The organism is Acinetobacter sp. YH12134 (assembly GCF_013418555.1).
GTDB lineage: Bacteria > Pseudomonadota > Gammaproteobacteria > Pseudomonadales > Moraxellaceae > Acinetobacter > Acinetobacter indicus.
This window is the reverse complement of sequence record NZ_VPBT01000005.1, coordinates 1-16,473: the sequence shown is the minus strand read 5'-3', so window position 1 is coordinate 16,473 and position 16,473 is coordinate 1. Positions and strand designations below refer to the sequence as shown.

Here is a 16,473-nt window from a genome sequence, read left to right as displayed (position 1 = left end):
ACAGGTAACGGCATCCCATGACCGCACTCATCAATCAAAAAGATCTGGATTTTTTACTCTATCAGGTATTTTCAGCCGAACAGCTGACCCAGCTGGAACGTTATCAGGAACATGACAAAGCCACCTTCGACAGTATTTTAGATACGGCGCGCGGCATTGCAGCAGACTATTTTGCCCCGCACAATGCCAAAGGCGATGCGCAAGAACCGCATTTTGATGGTACACAGGTACATACCATTGCCGAAGTGAAACAGGCCTGGCAACAGTTTGCCCAGGCCGGTCTGTTATGTGCCCAGCATGATTATGATCAGGGTGGTATGCAGCTTCCCACACTGATTAATATGGCTGCCAATGCCTATTTTATGTCGGCCAATCCTGCCACCGTGGCTTATTCATTTTTAACCGCCGCCGCAGCGAATCTGATTCAGGCCTTCGGTACCGAGCAGCAGAAACAGACCTTTGTCCCGTCGATGTTCAATGGCCGCTTTTCCGGCACCATGGCCATGACCGAGCCGAATGTCGGTTCCTCTCTGGGTGATCTGACCACCAAAGCCATTCCACAAGCTGATGGCAGCTACAAAATTAAAGGCCAGAAAATGTTTATTTCTGGGGGTGATCAGGACATTACTGAAAATATTGTGCATCTGGTGCTGGCGCGGATTCAGGATGCGCCACAAGGTGTCAAAGGCATTTCCCTGTTTATTGTGCCGAAATTCCTGACCAATGAAGATGGCACGCTGGGTGAACGCAATGATGTCAAACTGGCTGGCCTGTTACATAAAATGGGCTATCGCGGGACAACATCGACTGTGCTGAATTTTGGTGAAAATAACCAATGCTTAGGCTATTTGATTGGTGAAGCCAGTCAGGGCCTGAAATATATGTTCAAAATGATGAACGAGGCGCGTGTCGGTGTCGGACTGGGCGCCGCAATGATTGGTTATCGCGGTTATTTGGAGTCGCTGGAATATGCCAGAAACCGTCCGCAAGGCCGACTGGCCAGTGAAAAAAATAGCGACAGCAAACCGGTCAATATTATTGAACATAGCGATGTGAAACGGATGCTATTAGCGCAAAAGGCCTATGTAGAAGGTGCTTTGGCACTGTGCCTGTTTGCCGCGCGACTGATTGATGAACATCAGGCGGGTGGCTTGGAAGATAGCGCCATTCTGCTCGACCTGATCACGCCTGTGGTCAAGTCCTTCCCGTCTGCCTATGGCCCGAAAGCCAATGATCTGGCAATTCAGGTGCTCGGCGGTGCCGGCTATACCCGTGATTATCCGGTAGAACAGTATTATCGGGATAATCGCTTAAATCCGATTCATGAAGGCACATTTGGTATTCAGTCACTGGATTTACTCGGCCGTAAATTATGGCAGCACAATGGCAAAGGCTTAAATCTGCTAATGCAACGCATCAACACCACGCTGGAACAGATTCAGCATCCGGCCATTCTGGATCTGTCCAGCAAATTCTGCAAACATCTGGCTACGGTACAAAGCACCACACAAAAACTGGGACAGGCGCTTATGCAAGGTCAAACCAATGAGGCTTTGGCCAATTCTGCACTGTATTTAGATATGATGGCTAAAGTGATTATTTCCTGGTTATGGCTGGATATGGCCAACAAGGCGCAACAGCAGTTTGGCCAGTCTGAGTTGGCAGAAGATCAGCAATTTTTAGCAGGCAAGTTGCAAGCGGCGCGCTATTTCATTCGCTGGGAATTACCGGAAATTGAACATCAGGCCAAATTACTGAGTGAATTTGATGATACCTGCCTGTCGATGCACAGTGACTGGTTTTAAAACCGGATGATGGAAAGCAGGTTTTAAATATCTACCTTCTAAAGAAAATCCCCATGTAGTTTATTACATGGGGATTTTTTATATACTTCTAGAATGCAGATGCCGTTTAGAATTGTGCATTCAAGACATTGGCCGCCACTTTACCCTGCCACAATTCACGTAGGGTCGGTAAATAGAATTTTTCACCCAGCTCGACCAGCTCGGCATCAATTTGTGCATGAACTTCATGCATAAACAGATAGTCCAGCTCTACCGTCGCCAATTGGCTTTGTGATTTTTTATAGTCCTGACGTTTTTGCTGTGCTTGCTTCACCAAACGGTCTGCAAAAGCGCGATCTTTATATTTTGCAATAGCATTTAAACGCAGCTCAATCAGGCCCCAACCACTGAGCAGCAATTTAAACAGTTCCAGATCTGCCGTGGTTGATTCCCAGGTCATGTCTTCCAGGTTTTCATTTTCAGGCAGCACCGGCAGCAGCAGCTCCATCACACTTGGGAAAATTTTCTTAAAATTTAAAATAAATTTAACAGGATGCTCACCCGGATAATCGGTAAATTGCACCTTTTTCTGAACATCCGTTAAATAGATATCAAGCATTGAAAATTTTCCTAGATAGATTGCTGTTTTACAAAGCTTTATTTCTTAGCTTGTAAAACTGTAATAAAAAACGAATCGCATTTTAGCAATTATGACATCTTATTCAATGTTATTTAAGCCATGCGTCTACATGAGGACGGCTTTAGCTCTAAAATTCTTCAATCTGAAAAGATGGCTTTAAACGGTTCGACGGCTTGTAATTCTTTTTAAGAACATTGATTCAAGGTTAATGGATGGTTCTTTTCTTTATTGGGTTCTTGAGTTTGAATCTTATATTAATCAATATCTAGTAGTTCAATAAGCACGAACGCTCCAAATTAAAATGACACGCTGTTTTGCCTTCAATGCACTCTCCTCTATTATGCTGAGATATCTCAGACCTAAAGAATAACGATGCTTTTTCTTATTGCGATCCTATTTTTAGTTTTTATTCTCTATTACTACACACCTGATCAGGCCAGCGCGACGAGCAGCGAGTTTGTGTTCTACCTTTGCCTTTCCTTAATCATCCTCTGCATCGTGAACGCTTGGCGTGTGTTGACTTAAGTAGCAAGTAAGTATTAAAAAAACCTTCTCATCTCCCAGCGGTCACAAAACTGCATATACCGTGACCGTCCAGTTACACCTATATTTTTCCTTTCACAAGCGGTTCACAGTACAGGTATATCATCACGGGATTAAAAAAATTAATGTGAGATGTATCGTGAAATACGGAATTTTAATTGTTCTACTGTTAAGCTGTGTAGTCAGCAGTGGCCTGAGTTTCTGGGTTGGATTCAAGGCAAATGATTCATTATTATTGATCATTGGCGGACTGCTTGTTTTTGCATCAATCTTGATTGCCCTTGAAATTAAAAAAGTCAAAAAAGATCCGTTCTAAGCCAAGCCGGCAATTTTTCTATGCTCTATGGATGCGGGTATAGCGCCTATTCACGCTCTTTTAGACAATCCTGACAGCGCCGAATTTCTTCATCATCACCCGTGTATTCGACTTCAGTTGCGCCATGAAAGCTAAACAGACAAAGAAGGAACTGGATCATAATATTCTACTCTTAATAATCTGCCTCCTGTTCTGGAGGACGGCGTTGGGAGAAAATCAGAAGTTAGCCCTGATACAAATTTTATATAAATAGAAATTTTACAAGTTGTCATAATATGACATTCATAAAAATTAACATTCATTTAAATTATCTCATTTCGATAATCTAAATAAAAAATTACCCACTAAACCCAGAAGTCCTGAATAACGACTTTGTGGATGCTTTCATCGAAATCCGTATTGGATAGATTTAAGTTTTTGTTCTTAATATTGATATAACAATAACTTGCTGCAAGTCCTACACCAATCAAAGCTAATAGTTTCATTGCTCACCTCACCTATTGGAAGATCTGGATTTAAACTATCATTCAAATTTGTAGCTTTCACATTCAATTTTGATCATTTTTTGTACAGATTGTAATTTCCGGAGCAATGTATAAAGCCATAAAAAAGCCCACCAGTGGGTTGAGCTTTTTAGGTCTTGACCAAGAGAAAGAAGCAATAGGGATGAGCGCTGTTAATACTCTTGATCTAAACCATTGCTACACGTTTCATTCTCTTCTTCATCGAGCAGGTAGTCGATTTCAGTCACCTCATGCAGGCCAAATAAAGTGAATAGAAGATGGAGCATAATTTTCTCCTCAAAAAAAATGCCTCCCTAGAGGAGGAGGCAGTAAAAAAAGAAAGAAACTACAGCGATAGATTCTGCTGGAAATTATATATAAATTTATAATTTATATATTTGCATAATATTACATATTTTATGCCAAAAATTAGCCAACCCAAGCCGTTTTAAATGAATTATTAATAGAAAATTATTATAATTTTAAGATAAGTTTAATAGTATTCAAAACTCGGAGGCATCCTCAACCTCGAATCGACTGCCTCGCTGTCATTGTAAAGTGCAATTTAAGAAAAACCACCCAAACCCAATATTCAACGCATAGTTGTTAAACCGGAGTTGAGCTATACTGCAAACCTAATGACAAAGCTGGTTTTGTGAACCTAATCGGCTTTGTTGCACAAAGATTTCATAACTATATGATTTTAAAATTTTTGATTATTTTTTGATCCAAAATTAAATTTATTTAAATCAGATGCTTACATATTTATGCAACAAAGCCTTCCAGAATTGTAATCGGCTCTTCAGCCTGTGCCTGTTGTATCGCCAATAAAATTAAAGTCATGAGTGTGCTGTATTTCATGCGAGCCCCCTTTTAAAAAGTGTTATGTTATAACATAACTTTATGTCTATTTAAAAAATTATTCTGGTTTTTCTGGCAGATCTAGAAAATGCAGCAACTCAATTGAGAGGAAGAAAAATGGGGGAATTGAAATATTTTGAATTCTTAGATTCTTAAAAAAAGAAAAAACCATCTAACACGAAGTTAAATGGTTTTTAGAATCAGCTCAACAGCCAAAGCTCATTAGAGCTTTTTCCAGGTCATGGCACTGGTTGTATTGCTCTGTTGCGCTTTACCAAATACTTTCATCTGGTCTTTGCCATCATTCAATTGCGCTTCAATGGTATAGGTCCGGCCATCCTGGGTATTCAGCCATTGACCTTGCTTAAACTGCTTATGGTTGCCGGTCATGCCTTTCAGCACTTCCATACCAAAAATCGGCTGGTTCTTTAAAGCCCCTTCACATTTGCCACAAACGTCCGGATTCACCGCTCCCGCCGCCGGATAATGCTTGCTCACTACTGCACTATACTGCTGTGTTTTGGAGTTTTTACGAATCACAATTTCCGACACATAATACCCGGTTCGATCATCAATCACTTTCCATGTCCCGATTAAAGGATCAAACGGCATTGCCACTACAGTTTTGGTTAAACCCGCCAATAGAGCCGCAGCCCCCAACAATCTAAAATTCATAAGCAAAAAGAGTTTCAAAAGAGTCAATAAAGAAATGAGATACGCTTCCCAGCGGCCTGAATTATATTCATTTTCCTAAACTAAATCATAATAATTTCATAAATTTTAAATATCTATGTGGTATTTAGATCCAATTTTTGCTAGATACTTCACATTTCTTTTCCAGAATTTTAGCAATTCTTTTTATTGTCACATTCAGGGCTTATGATGCAGTCAAGGTCATTAAAAACGAGAAGATGGCCTGTAATAACTAAGTAGCGCAAACTAACCCAGCATATAGCAATCCATATGTTGGGTTTTCTTTTATAGGTACTTTGCACTTTCATGCACAGGTTCTGATGGAAAAATAGTTGTGATGAAGCAAAATTTTTTAGCCCACCGGGATGGCTGCTCATATTCCATCCCGGTAGATGCAACACTTATTTCGCATTCGGTGAAACCATATTTTCTGGTCGTACCACGTCATCAAACTGTTCAGCAGTGACCAGATTCAGCTCCACCGCCACCTGTTTTAAGGTTTTCCCTTCTTTATAGGCCGTTTTCGCGACTTTGGCAGCATTTTCATAACCAATTACCGGATTCAGTGCTGTCACCAACATCAGCGAGTTATGCAGGAAATGATCAATCTTGTCACGGTTCGGTTCAATTCCGACAGCGCAGTGATCGTTAAAGCTGTTGCAGGCATCTCCCAATAACTGAATCGACTGTAACAGATTATAGGCAATCACTGGCATAAATACGTTTAGCTCGAAATTCCCTGAAGCCCCAGCCACATTAATTGTCGTATCATTACCCAGCACTTGCGCCACCACCATGGTCATGGCTTCACTCTGGGTCGGATTGACCTTGCCCGGCATAATGCTTGAACCCGGTTCATTTTCCGGAATGCGGATTTCACCAAAACCACAGCGCGGCCCACTGGCCAGCCAGCGTATGTCATTGGCAATTTTATTTAAGCTCACGGCCAGAGTTTTTAAGGCACCGGAAGCAAATACTGCAGCATCACGTCCAGCCAGAGCTTCAAACTTGTTCGGCGCAGTAACGAAAGCCAAACCGGTCAGGCTGGCCAGTTGCTGTGCGGCTTTTTCCGCATAGTCCGGATGGGCATTTAAACCGGTACCGACAGCGGTACCGCCCAACGGCAGTTCATATAAACCGTCCAGGGCCTGATGCAAACGTTTTAAACCATGATCGAGCTGCGAGACATAGCCGCTAAATTCCTGCCCTAGGGTTAAAGGCGTTGCGTCCTGTAAATGGGTACGGCCAATTTTCACAATATCGGCAAAGGCATCGCTTTTGGCCTGCAAGGTATCTCTTAAACGGGTCACTGCCGGAATTAAGAGTTCATTGATCTGTAAACTGGCAGCCACATGAATCGCGGTCGGGAAAGAATCGTTGGTTGATTGGGCACGGTTCACATGGTCATTCGGATGGACTGGCTTTTGTGCACCCAGCGGATTGCCAAGTTTCTGGTTAGCAATATTGGCAATCACTTCATTACAGTTCATATTGCTTTGCGTGCCCGAACCAGTCTGCCATACCACCAGCGGAAACTGGCTATCCCATTTGCCTTCAATCACTTCTTCAGCTGCATCAACAATATAGTGCGACAGTTCTTGAGGAATCTGGTTCAGTTCAGCATTGGTGATGGCCGCGGCTTTTTTTACCAAGCCCATAGCGCGAATCATGGGACGAGGCAAACGTTCCTGCCCGATTTTAAAATTCTGTAAGCTGCGCTGAGTCTGTGCACCCCACATGGCCTCACTCGGGACTTCAACTTCGCCCATGGTGTCGTGTTCGATACGTGTTTGCATACTCAACCTCTATCTATTCTTACTGTTCTCAATGCTGTTATAACGCTGCCCTGAGGCAGCGGCTATGGCGAATATAGTCATCTTAGGTCAGGCGGATAAAATTGTAAATGATAATTATTATCATATTTAGATATATCATTGCCCGCGTAAGGTATGCTGATAAAAGCGCCATTCATCTTCTAGCATCTGCTGAATCGAGCGTTTCGGTTGCCAGCCTAGTACCTCTTTGGCTTTACTAATATCGGCCGCGACCTGATCCAGTTCAGCATAGGGATATACATCAGCATCGACCGTTTTAATTTCAGTGCCGGTGACGCTCGAAATTTCATTTAACAGTTGCTGGATCGAAATCGCCTCGCCGGCAATATTAAAGGCTTCACAAACATGCTGTTGCTGGAATAGCCATTGCAGGGTTAAAGATACGGCCTCACAACAATCCAGTACATGCAGGAAACTACGCTCTACAGTCTTGTCTTCAGTTTGGGCCTGCTTGCGCAGCTCGATAAATTCGCGTTGCCGCGCCCCGACCTGCATCGCCAGGGGTACAATATTTTTTGGCAGTGGCGGTACCATCTCACCCAGTACCCCATGTTCAAAGGCACCAGCAATATTGCCCAAGCGCAATAAGGCAATTTTCCATTCATTGTCGGTTTTAAAAGTATCCTGAATAATTTCCTCAGCCATCTGCTGAGATTTGATATACGGATTCGGATAGGCATACTGAAATGGCAGATCTTCTTTCAGTTGCAGGCTAGATTGGCCATACACGGTTAAGCTGGATAAATGCACCAGCACACGTACCCCGGTACGCTGCATGGCACGCAGCAGACTCATGATACAGCTGACATTATCATTATAATATTCAAGCGGTTTCAGGACCGATTCTTCCAGCGATTTAAAGCTGGCCGTATGCACCACTGCATCGACCGAATACTGTTCAAAGACTTTATTTAAGGCTGGGGTGTTACGAATATCAATTTTGGCAAAAGGCACATACATGCCCGAAATATATTCAAGTCGTTCTAAGGTTTGTAAATTGGCATTGGATAAATTGTCGACAATAATGACTTCTTGCCCTTGAGCCATCAGACTTAATGCAATATGCGAGCCTATAAAGCCTAAACCACCAGTCACTAAAATCATTGTATACTACCTTTTTCTTATGAAGTCTGAATGCCCCCTGTGTTGCGGGAACATTTCATTAGTGAATTTTGATGAGTACCTTATTACTAATTACCTCCGCGCCGACCTCGATTCATGCCTGGCATGCGTTGGGTCTGGCTCAAGCCTTGCAGAGCAAGAATGAAGATTTCCGGGTGTTCTTCTATCAGGACGCTGTTATGGTCGCTAACGATTTACAATGGCTACCCGATGATCAGCGACAGTTAAAATCGGAATGGCAAAAACTGTCGATTCGTTTGCCGGTTTGTGTCAGTGCGGCACTGTTACGCGGGATTACCGATCAGGACAATGCCAAACGTCATCAACTTCATCAACACAATTTAGCCGCGGGCTTTGAATTGGTTGGTCTGGGCGAACTTGCCGATGCAGTGCAATCTGCAGATCGCCTTCTTCAATTCTAAGTGGTTCTATTTGAGAATTTGTTGCATTTAAAAGGTAAATTGTGTGAAAACTGTACTCGTCATTTTAAGCCAAGCCAATTTAAGCAGCCAGCAGGTACATGAAAGCCTGTCTGCGACTATGGTACTGGCCACTTTTGGCTGTGAAGTCAAAGTGTTATTACAGGATGCTGCCCTAAGTCTGCTCAAAAGCGATTTGGCTTTTGACCAGCTCAAACACGCCTTCAAGCTGGCCTCGAATATGGTCGAAAGTTTTGAGTTTTATGATTTAAGCCCGATTCTGGTAGAACACCAGCATCAACATTCAGCTTATGTCAGCCAGTCGCAGCAGGAAATCGAGTTTATTGAACTGAATGCGGACTTTATCCAGCGTTTTGACCACGTGCTGTACTGGTAAGCCGGAAGGAATCTGTTATGTCACAAAATACTTTATATTTGCTGCAATCCGGCTTCCATACTACCCCGGCCATGCTGGACAAAGTTTCACGTCTGTATAGTGAAGGCGATGCAGTGGTGCTGATGGGTGATGCAGTATTGGCCATTGAACATCCATTTTGCCAGCAATGCAGCACCCTGTTTGCACTGGAGCATGATCTTGAGCTGCTGGCCCAGCCACTGCCTGCCCATCTGCACAGTTTAAACTATGCTACCTTTGCCGAGCTGTGTCTGGCTTATAGCCGTTGTATCTCTTTAAAATAAACAAGCTTTGAGTGTGTTATGAATCTTGAACTGGACCAAGATGGTCATTTGGTCGATTACACCATCTGGAATGAAACTGTGGCGCAAGAGCTGGCCAAAAGCCTGGAGCTGGAACTGGAAGATTGGCATTTTGAAATTTTGCAGGCTGTGCGCCAGTTTTATCAGCAGTTTGGTCATTCTCCGGCGACTCGCCCGTTAATCAAGTTTCTGATGAAAACGGTCAGCCCTGAGATTAATAATGCCCTCTTGCAAGAGCGTTTTAACACCGGACTGGTGGCGCGGCATTTAAGCCGTCTGGCCGGTATTCCCAAACCGGCGAATTGCCTGTAATTGGAGGAAGATTCATCTGTTCAGAGGTTTAGCGCTGTAGATGAATCTGATTTCACACGATAATCCTTTAATTCTTACTTTAGAAATGAATCTCATCAGGATGCGTTTCAATAATTCTTAACCAGGCCCGGGTGGCTGGACTCATGGCGACTGTCGTATTCCAGGCCATTCGCAAGGTCCAGTTCAGCTCAGGCTGGCACAAACGGCTGATCTGATAACGCTCGGCAGGCAACTGCTCACAATAAACCTGAGGCAACAGCGCAATCCCCATGCCGGAATCCACCATTTTGGCAATAAAATCCCACTGGCTGCTTTTACAGACAATTTTCGGTTCAAAACCCAGCTGCTGTGCGGCCTGTAGAATCATCTGGTTTAAAGTAAAGCTGTCGGCAAACAGTAAAAAAGACTCATCTTTCAGTTCCAGCAACGACACCGTTTCGCGTCCCTGCCATGCAGAATTTCGGGCAGATAACAAACACAGTGGCGAATCCATAATTGGAATTCCGCCCAATGCCGGTTTTAAATGACCGAGTACAATCCCGACATCAATCTGTTTATCCAGAATAGCGGCTTCAATCCCGCTGGCACCTACCTCTAAAAAGCTCAGTTCAATAGCCGGGTACTGCTGATGAAACTTGGCAATTAACCGGCTTAATAGCACCGAACCCAGGGGCGGCAAACCCAGTGTCAATTTACCACGTTCTAGCGCACGAACTTCCGCCACCGAATCATAAATCGCCTGCTCCAGTTGCAGCATTTGTAGCGCATGCTGATAAATCTGCTCGCCCAGGTAAGTCAATTGCACTTCACGTTTACGCCCAGCTTCACCTTTGTGAAACAGCGCAGTGCCTAACTCATCTTCCAGCCCACGAATGGCCTTGCTAATTGTAGGCTGGGTCAGACACAAAGCATCTGCTGTGCGGGTAAAACTTTGCAATTGCACCAGTTTGACCAGTATTTTCAGACTTTTTAAATCCACCATCATTCCCAATAAGCATAATTATTTTTTTATTATTCATAATCATCCTGGTAGGTCAAATCTAAAATACAGTCGTGTTTAACCTTTAGGGCAATTCAGCGATGTGGTCTCTTTCCCGTGTTGCCGTCCTCAGCATACAAATTGCGCTGCTGATCCTGATCTGGTGGCTCGGTGCGCTGATCCAACAGATATTCCAGCTGCCGGTTTCAGCGGGTGTGATTGGCCTGATCCTGTTACTGCTGGCGCTGTTAAGTGGCATATTTCAACTGCAATGGATCAAGCAAGGCGCCGATTTTATGCTGGCCGAGCTGATGCTGCTGTTTATTCCCTGTGTGGTCGGCATTATCAATGATCTAGACTTACTGCTAAGCCAAGGCTGGCAACTGCTGCTCTCGATTACGCTCGGCACCTGTGCGGTAATGGTCGCCACAGCCTATAGCGTGTGCTGGGGTTTTAAACTGGAACAGCGGCTCAGGAAAAATACCAACAATACCACATATGTGTCAGGAGATTAAGATGAACCTGATCGCAAGCCTGTGCTTCATCTTCACCCTGCTGGGCTATATCGTGGCCAAACAGCTGTATCGTCGTTATCGGGTGCTGCTGTTTTTGCCCTCCATTTTGGTTCCGGCTGGATTAATCTGCATGCTGCTCTATTTCGGGATTTCCTATGACAGCTATATGCAGTACAGCCACTGGATTGTCTGGATGCTCGGGCCAGCCACGGTGGCTTTTGCCATTCCGATTTATGAATATCGCGCGCTGATTCAACGCCATCTGCTGGCCATCAGCATGGGTATTGTGATCGGTATGTGTGTCGGCATTATCAGTGCTTTTTATCTGGCGCAGCTGTTTCAGCTGAATCAGGAAACCACATATAGCCTGATGGCGCGCTCTATCTCTACACCCTTTGCGATGGAGTTAAGTACACAGGTGGGCGGCTCGGTTGAACTGGTAATCCTGTTCACCATGATGACCGGCTTTGCCGGCGGTTTTATGGCAGATGCCGTCTTACTCGCACTCAAACTGAATTCACATTTTGCTCAAGGTGCAGCCTTAGGTAATGCCGCGCATGGTTTTGGTACTTCTAAAGCCTTTATGCGCCATCGTGAAGAAGGTGTGGCCGCCTGCTTAAGTATGGTACTGGCTGGCATATTTATGGTGATTTTTGGACCTGCCCTGATTCATGGCGTGGTCCGGTTTTTATAACTGAATCCGCTGCTAAAATAAAATCAGTGCAGATTAAGACTCATCCACCACATCGGCAAACTGGGCATTTAACACCCGGGCCAGATCATCCGGCTTTAAACCAATGTCCAGTCCACGTTTGCCACCGCTGACATAGATTTTTGCCAGACTTTGCGCACTCTGATCAATCACGGTTTTTAAACGTTTCTTCTGCCCAATCGGGCTAATTCCGCCAACCAGATAACCGGTTAAACGTTCAGCATCTTTAGGCTCTGCCATATGCAGTTTTTTACAGCCCACCGCGGTAGCAACTTTCTTTAAATTTAACTGCACATGCACCGGTAAAATCGCCACATAATACTGTTTATCATCAGTTACCAATAAGGTTTTAAATACTTCGGCCAGGGCTAAACCCAGCTTTTCCGCTGCTTCCAGCCCAAAACTTTTGGCGTTCGGATCATGCTCATATTCATGAATGCTATAGTCAATTTTATTGGATTTTAAAATTTTACAGGCCGGTGTCATTTTAGTTGCCCAGTGATAAACATCCTCGCAGTATAAAAGCTTCTGCTGCAGAAGTTAATCACTGTATAGCTTAGGCTATTGAGTGGCAGCATGATATTTCCGCTTTTCCACATCATCCAGCATGCTCTCGGTTTCCTGCAAGACATTGGCCAAACGCTGGGTATGCGCAATCAAACGGTCCAGCCAGCGCTGTGCGGCCAGTAATTCCAGACTGCGTGCCGCACTCAGATGCTGCACCGTGGCATATTCAATCACTTTTTCACGCGCTTCGGCACGCTGCTCTTCCACCCATTGTTTCAGGTTTAACAGCTCACGATTTAAAGATGCCACTTCGGTCAGACGGTTAAACTCATCGACATACTGAAAGTGATTGTCCAGCACATGAATATAATCCAGCCCCATCTGATAAATAGTCGGCTGGGTGCGGATATGCTCGGCATGTTCCACCGCTTCCAGATCGCTGCGCAGCACACGTAAATACACCATCAGGCGCAGCATCGCCATTAAACGCTGCTGATCCAGCTCATTTTCACTAACCGATAAATCTTCCAGATACTGCTGCACCCGTTTTAAGATTTCATCCAGTTGCTGTAATTCGCTATTGGAGGGCAAACGACCTTCCTGAATCGCGCGTTTCAACAAAATTAGGATATGCCCAATCGACCAATAAATCACTTTAGAAGCGGCATTAATCGCTAAAGCCGGCACCGAAAAACTGGCCTGATCCAGATAACATAAAATTGAAGGGGTGCGGTCTGGAATTAAACCGACAATCAACTGTTCACACTGTTTTAAAAAGGGCAATAAAAATAAGGTTCCCAGCACACTAAAGGCGGTATGAAACGCAGCGACAATAATCACATCATCCCAAGTGCCGACCTGTGAATGTTCCGCCAGCCACAAAAAAGCCGGTTTCAACAAGATAAAAGCCAACACGGCCGAAATTACGTTAAACACCACATGCACGGCTGCGGTGCGTTTGGCATTGGCAGTCGAGCCCATGGCCGCCAGAATCGCGGTAGCCACTGTACCAATATTTTGTCCAATCACCAGGCCTAAGGCTTGGGACAAATCAATCGCTCCACTGGCCAAAGCCGCCAAGGTTGCAGTAATGGCTGCACTGGAAGATTGCAGCAGCACGGTCATCACCAGCCCGACCAGCACTAAAATCAGCTGTGTGGTAAAAGAATTATTGGAGAAAACCGATAAATCAACCCGCTCGGCAAAACCGGACATTGCCACCTGCAGCAAGTCAATCCCAAAGAAAATCAGGCCGAAACCAGCAATGGTTAAACCGAATAAAGACAGTCGCCCACGGCTGAATAATTTAAAGATGGCCCCTAAACCAATGAGTGGCAAGGCAATATGGGCAATGGAAAATTTAACCCCGAGAAAAGCCACCATCCAGCCGGTGCTGGTGGTGCCAATATTGGCGCCAATAATCACACCAATGGCCTGACTAAAAGTCAGAATACCGGCACTAACGAAGCCAATGGTGGCCAATGTGGTTGCCGTTGAGGATTGCACAGCCAAAGTCAGACCGATGCCAGAAAAAATAGCTTTAATCGGTGAACCGGTAAATTTAGACAGCCATAAACGCAATGACTCCCCGGCCATCTCTTTCAGACTGTCTGTCATTAAGGTCATTCCGATCAGGAATAAACCGATCCCGCCACACAACTGTGCAATCACTTCTAGCATGTAACTACCCAATAAATATTTTTATTTTCAACCATCTAAGTATATAAGAGATTATGCGATGAAATCCGCTTTATACCCTAAAAGTTGCATAGTGACCTAAACGTGAACAGCACAATAAGTAGAAAGATGATCTTCCAATGCACTCTAAAGATATTTCAAACACGTAGTATTGGAGCGAAAACTTAACAAAACAGCGGCGGTTCCAGGCCGCCGTTGGCTTGACGGATATCGCCCAGCTCACTAACATCCTTAAACATATTCGCGAGCACTGGCTAATCTGGTGCAGCATCACTGCTTTTTTCTGATTTTAAAATGAAACTGACCATCCCATTATTATTGAAAACCTCTTTTATTGGCCTCAGTGCTCTTAGCCTGATTGCCTGCTCACCTTTAGGAGGCGGCTCCGTTGCCAAACGTTCCGCTAAACTTTCAGTCGGTATCCAAAAAGCCTATTCGGTTGCACCTGACACCGCTAACCGTGTTGCGCCGATGATTGTGCAACATGCAGAACGTTATGAAATTGATCCACTGTTACTGGCCGCGCTGATTCGCCAGGAATCCAGCTACCGCAGTCATGTGGTATCACCGGCTGGTGCGGTGGGCTTAACCCAAGTCATTCCGCGTTATTGGCAGCAAAGTTGTGGCAGTAATTTGTTTGATGAATCTTCCAATATTCAATGCGGTTCTTACATTTTAAATCGCTATAACACGAAAGCCGGCAGCTGGCCTAAAGCCCTCGCTTATTATAATGTTGGCCCTACCGGTTATCATTCCAGCTGGAAGATGAAACGCCAAGGCAAACGCTATGCCAAACAGGTTAAACAGCACCAAAATGATTTAAAAGGCGCGCTATAAACCTTTTTATCCTGCGATTTTTTTTAGAGCTCCTGATGGAGCTTTTTTTACATAATTGCCAAGTAATTACATATTCCCGTCAAAACCAGTACAGTGCCTTGAGCCTCAGTTGTTAACGTAGCAAAAGAATTCATGAAACGAGGATGGGAAAATGCCAAAGAAAGTATTATTCATTACGTCCAATCAGGGTGTGGAGCAGGATGAGCTGATCAAACCCTTTGAATATTTGAAATCTAAAGGCATTGAAGCCATACATGCAGCAGAAGAACAAAAAGAAGTTCAAACGGTCAAGGCTGATAAAGATCCTGGTCTAAGTACCGAACCGGAAACAACGCTAGATAAGGTCAATCCGGAAGATTACGATGCACTGGTCATTCCCGGTGGAACGGTCAATGCCGATACGCTGCGGATCAACCCCGAAGCGCATAAAATCATCCAGCACTTTACTGATCAGGGCAAACTGATTGCCGCAATCTGTCATGGTCCGTGGGTTTTAATTAATGCCGAACGGATTCGCGATAAAAATCTGACGTCTTATAAAACCATCAAACTGGATCTGGAAAATGCCGGCGCGAAATGGGTCGATGAAGAAGTCCATCGCTGCAATACCGGTGGATGGGTATTGATCAGCTCACGTAATCCGGACGATATTCCTGCATTTAACCAGGCGATTGTGCAAGAACTGGAAGCTGAAACCTAAAGATTTTTAATCATATCTATAAAAGAAACCTCATCTTCGGATGAGATTTTTTTATCAGAATCAGGAGATTAAGAAAGCCCTTTGAGCTGTTTTAAATAAGCCACCACTTCCTCGTTGCCAGCCATTTCAGCAAGCTCCAGTGCCGTATGTGGACTACGATGCTCCATATCCGCCCCTTTGCTCATCAGCAGTTTCACCACGTCCAGATGATCATTTTCTGCCGCCGCCTGCAAGGCACTATAGCCTTCCTCATCACTACCATTGGCATCTGCACCTTGCTGTAAGGCTTGCTGTACCTGCTCCAACTCACCCAGTGACGCCCAATATACAATTTCAGGAAGATGTAGCTCATCATCATCTTCAGGGATCGGAGAGAATGAATTCAGTTTCATAAAGTGCTCTTAGAATCGTAATTTGATCATATTGATCTTAAGATTTTAGCTGAATCTGGGGATATATATGGATTTAAATTGTTAGCTTTAATTTTTGAATAATAAATTGAGTATTAATTATTCTGATTGATGAAGCATTTATTTAAATAGAGGCAGGAATGATCAGCAAAAAATCAAAAGCGACCTTAAACAAGATGTAGAAACTAGAAATTACGCCCATAAAAAAATCCCCCTGCTGTTTAAGCTCGGGGGATTTTGAATTAATGAGCTGGCGATGACTTACTCTCACATGGGTAACCCCACACTACCATCAGCGCTAAGAGGTTTCACTTCTGAGTTCGGGAAGGGATCAGGTGGTTCACTCTTGCTATTGTCGCCAGCACAACTG

Annotated in this window: 18 protein-coding genes and 1 rRNA gene; 10 read left to right on the top strand and 9 right to left on the bottom strand. The window is 44.3% G+C overall.

Going from position 1 to position 16,473, the window contains the following annotated elements; genetic code table 11:
- Window positions 1-17 precede the first annotated feature (17 nt).
- The gene (locus FTU69_RS05100; RefSeq protein WP_127800243.1) at window positions 18-1,805 is read left to right on the top strand and encodes an acyl-CoA dehydrogenase; all 1,788 of its coding nucleotides are present in this window, start codon (window positions 18-20) and stop codon (window positions 1,803-1,805) included.
- 106 nt (window positions 1,806-1,911) lie between these two features.
- Here the strand turns inward: FTU69_RS05100 and FTU69_RS05095 are convergent, their stop codons facing one another.
- Entirely contained in the window at window positions 1,912-2,403 is a 492-nt protein-coding gene (locus tag FTU69_RS05095) for a hypothetical protein (protein ID WP_104471392.1), read from the bottom strand.
- Between the two features lie 703 nt (window positions 2,404-3,106).
- Here FTU69_RS05095 and FTU69_RS05090 point away from each other — a divergent pair.
- Window positions 3,107-3,283: a hypothetical protein gene (locus tag FTU69_RS05090; RefSeq protein ID WP_155757084.1), complete on the top strand. Its 177-nt coding sequence runs from the start codon at window positions 3,107-3,109 to the stop codon at window positions 3,281-3,283.
- A gap of 1,586 nt (window positions 3,284-4,869) precedes the next feature.
- Here FTU69_RS05090 and FTU69_RS05085 read toward each other — a convergent pair.
- The 3 genes from FTU69_RS05085 to FTU69_RS05075 form a co-directional block, all read right to left on the bottom strand.
- Window positions 4,870-5,322, bottom strand: coding sequence for a DUF2147 domain-containing protein (locus FTU69_RS05085; protein WP_104505473.1), 453 nt, complete (start codon window positions 5,320-5,322; stop codon window positions 4,870-4,872).
- Between the two features lie 419 nt (window positions 5,323-5,741).
- Window positions 5,742-7,136, bottom strand: coding sequence for a class II fumarate hydratase (gene fumC, locus FTU69_RS05080; protein WP_104488909.1), 1,395 nt, complete (start codon window positions 7,134-7,136; stop codon window positions 5,742-5,744).
- 135 nt (window positions 7,137-7,271) lie between these two features.
- Window positions 7,272-8,279, bottom strand: coding sequence for an SDR family NAD(P)-dependent oxidoreductase (locus FTU69_RS05075; protein ID WP_104484100.1), 1,008 nt, complete (start codon window positions 8,277-8,279; stop codon window positions 7,272-7,274).
- 71 nt (window positions 8,280-8,350) lie between these two features.
- Here FTU69_RS05075 and tusD point away from each other — a divergent pair, with 71 nt between their 5' ends.
- The 4 genes from tusD to FTU69_RS05055 are packed head-to-tail and all read left to right on the top strand — an operon-like array spanning window position 8,351 to window position 9,745.
- Window positions 8,351-8,719, top strand: coding sequence for a sulfurtransferase complex subunit TusD (gene tusD / locus FTU69_RS05070; RefSeq protein WP_005178259.1), 369 nt, complete (start codon window positions 8,351-8,353; stop codon window positions 8,717-8,719).
- A gap of 43 nt (window positions 8,720-8,762) precedes the next feature.
- Window positions 8,763-9,113 (top strand): hypothetical protein, encoded by a 351-nt coding sequence (locus tag FTU69_RS05065; protein ID WP_005178260.1) that lies wholly within the window; start codon window positions 8,763-8,765, stop codon window positions 9,111-9,113.
- A 17-nt stretch (window positions 9,114-9,130) separates the two neighbouring features.
- Window positions 9,131-9,415 (top strand): DsrH/TusB family sulfur metabolism protein, encoded by a 285-nt coding sequence (locus FTU69_RS05060; protein WP_045794818.1) that lies wholly within the window; start codon window positions 9,131-9,133, stop codon window positions 9,413-9,415.
- Between the two features lie 18 nt (window positions 9,416-9,433).
- Window positions 9,434-9,745 carry a TusE/DsrC/DsvC family sulfur relay protein gene (locus FTU69_RS05055; RefSeq protein ID WP_005178263.1) on the top strand — a complete coding sequence of 104 codons (312 nt, stop codon included), beginning with the start codon at window positions 9,434-9,436 and terminating at the stop codon, window positions 9,743-9,745.
- 79 nt (window positions 9,746-9,824) lie between these two features.
- Here the strand turns inward: FTU69_RS05055 and FTU69_RS05050 are convergent, their stop codons facing one another.
- Window positions 9,825-10,724: a LysR substrate-binding domain-containing protein gene (locus FTU69_RS05050; protein WP_035363092.1), complete on the bottom strand. Its 900-nt coding sequence runs from the start codon at window positions 10,722-10,724 to the stop codon at window positions 9,825-9,827.
- 101 nt (window positions 10,725-10,825) lie between these two features.
- Here FTU69_RS05050 and FTU69_RS05045 point away from each other — a divergent pair, with 101 nt between their 5' ends.
- Together FTU69_RS05045 and FTU69_RS05040 are read left to right on the top strand one after the other, a co-directional pair.
- On the top strand, window positions 10,826-11,239 hold the full coding sequence (locus FTU69_RS05045; RefSeq protein ID WP_075166986.1) for a CidA/LrgA family protein: 414 nt from the start codon (window positions 10,826-10,828) through the stop codon (window positions 11,237-11,239).
- Between the two features lies 1 nt (window position 11,240).
- Window positions 11,241-11,933: an LrgB family protein gene (locus FTU69_RS05040; protein ID WP_127800718.1), complete on the top strand. Its 693-nt coding sequence runs from the start codon at window positions 11,241-11,243 to the stop codon at window positions 11,931-11,933.
- Between the two features lie 33 nt (window positions 11,934-11,966).
- Here the strand turns inward: FTU69_RS05040 and ybaK are convergent, their stop codons facing one another.
- Together ybaK and FTU69_RS05030 are read right to left on the bottom strand one after the other, a co-directional pair.
- The gene (ybaK, locus tag FTU69_RS05035) at window positions 11,967-12,437 is read right to left on the bottom strand and encodes a Cys-tRNA(Pro) deacylase (protein WP_005178272.1); all 471 of its coding nucleotides are present in this window, start codon (window positions 12,435-12,437) and stop codon (window positions 11,967-11,969) included.
- A gap of 75 nt (window positions 12,438-12,512) precedes the next feature.
- Window positions 12,513-14,138, bottom strand: a complete 1,626-nt coding sequence (locus FTU69_RS05030; RefSeq protein WP_127801478.1) for a Na/Pi cotransporter family protein — start codon at window positions 14,136-14,138, stop codon at window positions 12,513-12,515.
- 312 nt (window positions 14,139-14,450) lie between these two features.
- On the opposite strand from FTU69_RS05030, the gene FTU69_RS05025 reads away from it, so the two are divergent.
- A complete protein-coding gene (locus tag FTU69_RS05025) occupies window positions 14,451-14,993 on the top strand; it encodes a lytic transglycosylase domain-containing protein (protein ID WP_005178276.1) in 543 nt (180 codons plus the stop codon).
- Between the two features lie 151 nt (window positions 14,994-15,144).
- Window positions 15,145-15,693 (top strand): type 1 glutamine amidotransferase domain-containing protein, encoded by a 549-nt coding sequence (locus FTU69_RS05020; protein ID WP_016658048.1) that lies wholly within the window; start codon window positions 15,145-15,147, stop codon window positions 15,691-15,693.
- A 68-nt stretch (window positions 15,694-15,761) separates the two neighbouring features.
- Here FTU69_RS05020 and FTU69_RS05015 read toward each other — a convergent pair whose 3' ends face one another.
- Window positions 15,762-16,085, bottom strand: coding sequence for an ankyrin repeat domain-containing protein (locus tag FTU69_RS05015; protein ID WP_075166981.1), 324 nt, complete (start codon window positions 16,083-16,085; stop codon window positions 15,762-15,764).
- Between the two features lie 266 nt (window positions 16,086-16,351).
- Window positions 16,352-16,466: ribosomal RNA gene (rrf, locus tag FTU69_RS05010) — 5S ribosomal RNA — on the bottom strand.
- Between the last annotated feature and the right edge of the window lie 7 nt (window positions 16,467-16,473).

Bases quoted from the DNA above. Each gene is read 5' to 3' on its own strand.
- FTU69_RS05055 (WP_005178263.1), top strand. From the start codon at position 9,434: ATGAATCTTGAACTGGACCAAGATGGTCATTTGGTCGATTACACCATC.
- FTU69_RS05030 (WP_127801478.1), bottom strand. From the start codon at position 14,138: ATGCTAGAAGTGATTGCACAGTTGTGTGGCGGGATCGGTTTATTCCTG.
- FTU69_RS05020 (WP_016658048.1), top strand. From the start codon at position 15,145: ATGCCAAAGAAAGTATTATTCATTACGTCCAATCAGGGTGTGGAGCAG.
- fumC (WP_104488909.1), bottom strand. From the start codon at position 7,136: ATGCAAACACGTATCGAACACGACACCATGGGCGAAGTTGAAGTCCCG.
- FTU69_RS05075 (WP_104484100.1), bottom strand. From the start codon at position 8,279: ATGATTTTAGTGACTGGTGGTTTAGGCTTTATAGGCTCGCATATTGCA.
- FTU69_RS05025 (WP_005178276.1), top strand. From the start codon at position 14,451: ATGAAACTGACCATCCCATTATTATTGAAAACCTCTTTTATTGGCCTC.
- FTU69_RS05085 (WP_104505473.1), bottom strand. From the start codon at position 5,322: ATGAATTTTAGATTGTTGGGGGCTGCGGCTCTATTGGCGGGTTTAACC.
- FTU69_RS05100 (WP_127800243.1), top strand. From the start codon at position 18: ATGACCGCACTCATCAATCAAAAAGATCTGGATTTTTTACTCTATCAG.
- FTU69_RS05045 (WP_075166986.1), top strand. From the start codon at position 10,826: ATGTGGTCTCTTTCCCGTGTTGCCGTCCTCAGCATACAAATTGCGCTG.
- FTU69_RS05060 (WP_045794818.1), top strand. From the start codon at position 9,131: ATGTCACAAAATACTTTATATTTGCTGCAATCCGGCTTCCATACTACC.
- ybaK (WP_005178272.1), bottom strand. From the start codon at position 12,437: ATGACACCGGCCTGTAAAATTTTAAAATCCAATAAAATTGACTATAGC.
- FTU69_RS05015 (WP_075166981.1), bottom strand. From the start codon at position 16,085: ATGAAACTGAATTCATTCTCTCCGATCCCTGAAGATGATGATGAGCTA.
- FTU69_RS05095 (WP_104471392.1), bottom strand. From the start codon at position 2,403: ATGCTTGATATCTATTTAACGGATGTTCAGAAAAAGGTGCAATTTACC.
- tusD (WP_005178259.1), top strand. From the start codon at position 8,351: ATGAGTACCTTATTACTAATTACCTCCGCGCCGACCTCGATTCATGCC.
- FTU69_RS05040 (WP_127800718.1), top strand. From the start codon at position 11,241: ATGAACCTGATCGCAAGCCTGTGCTTCATCTTCACCCTGCTGGGCTAT.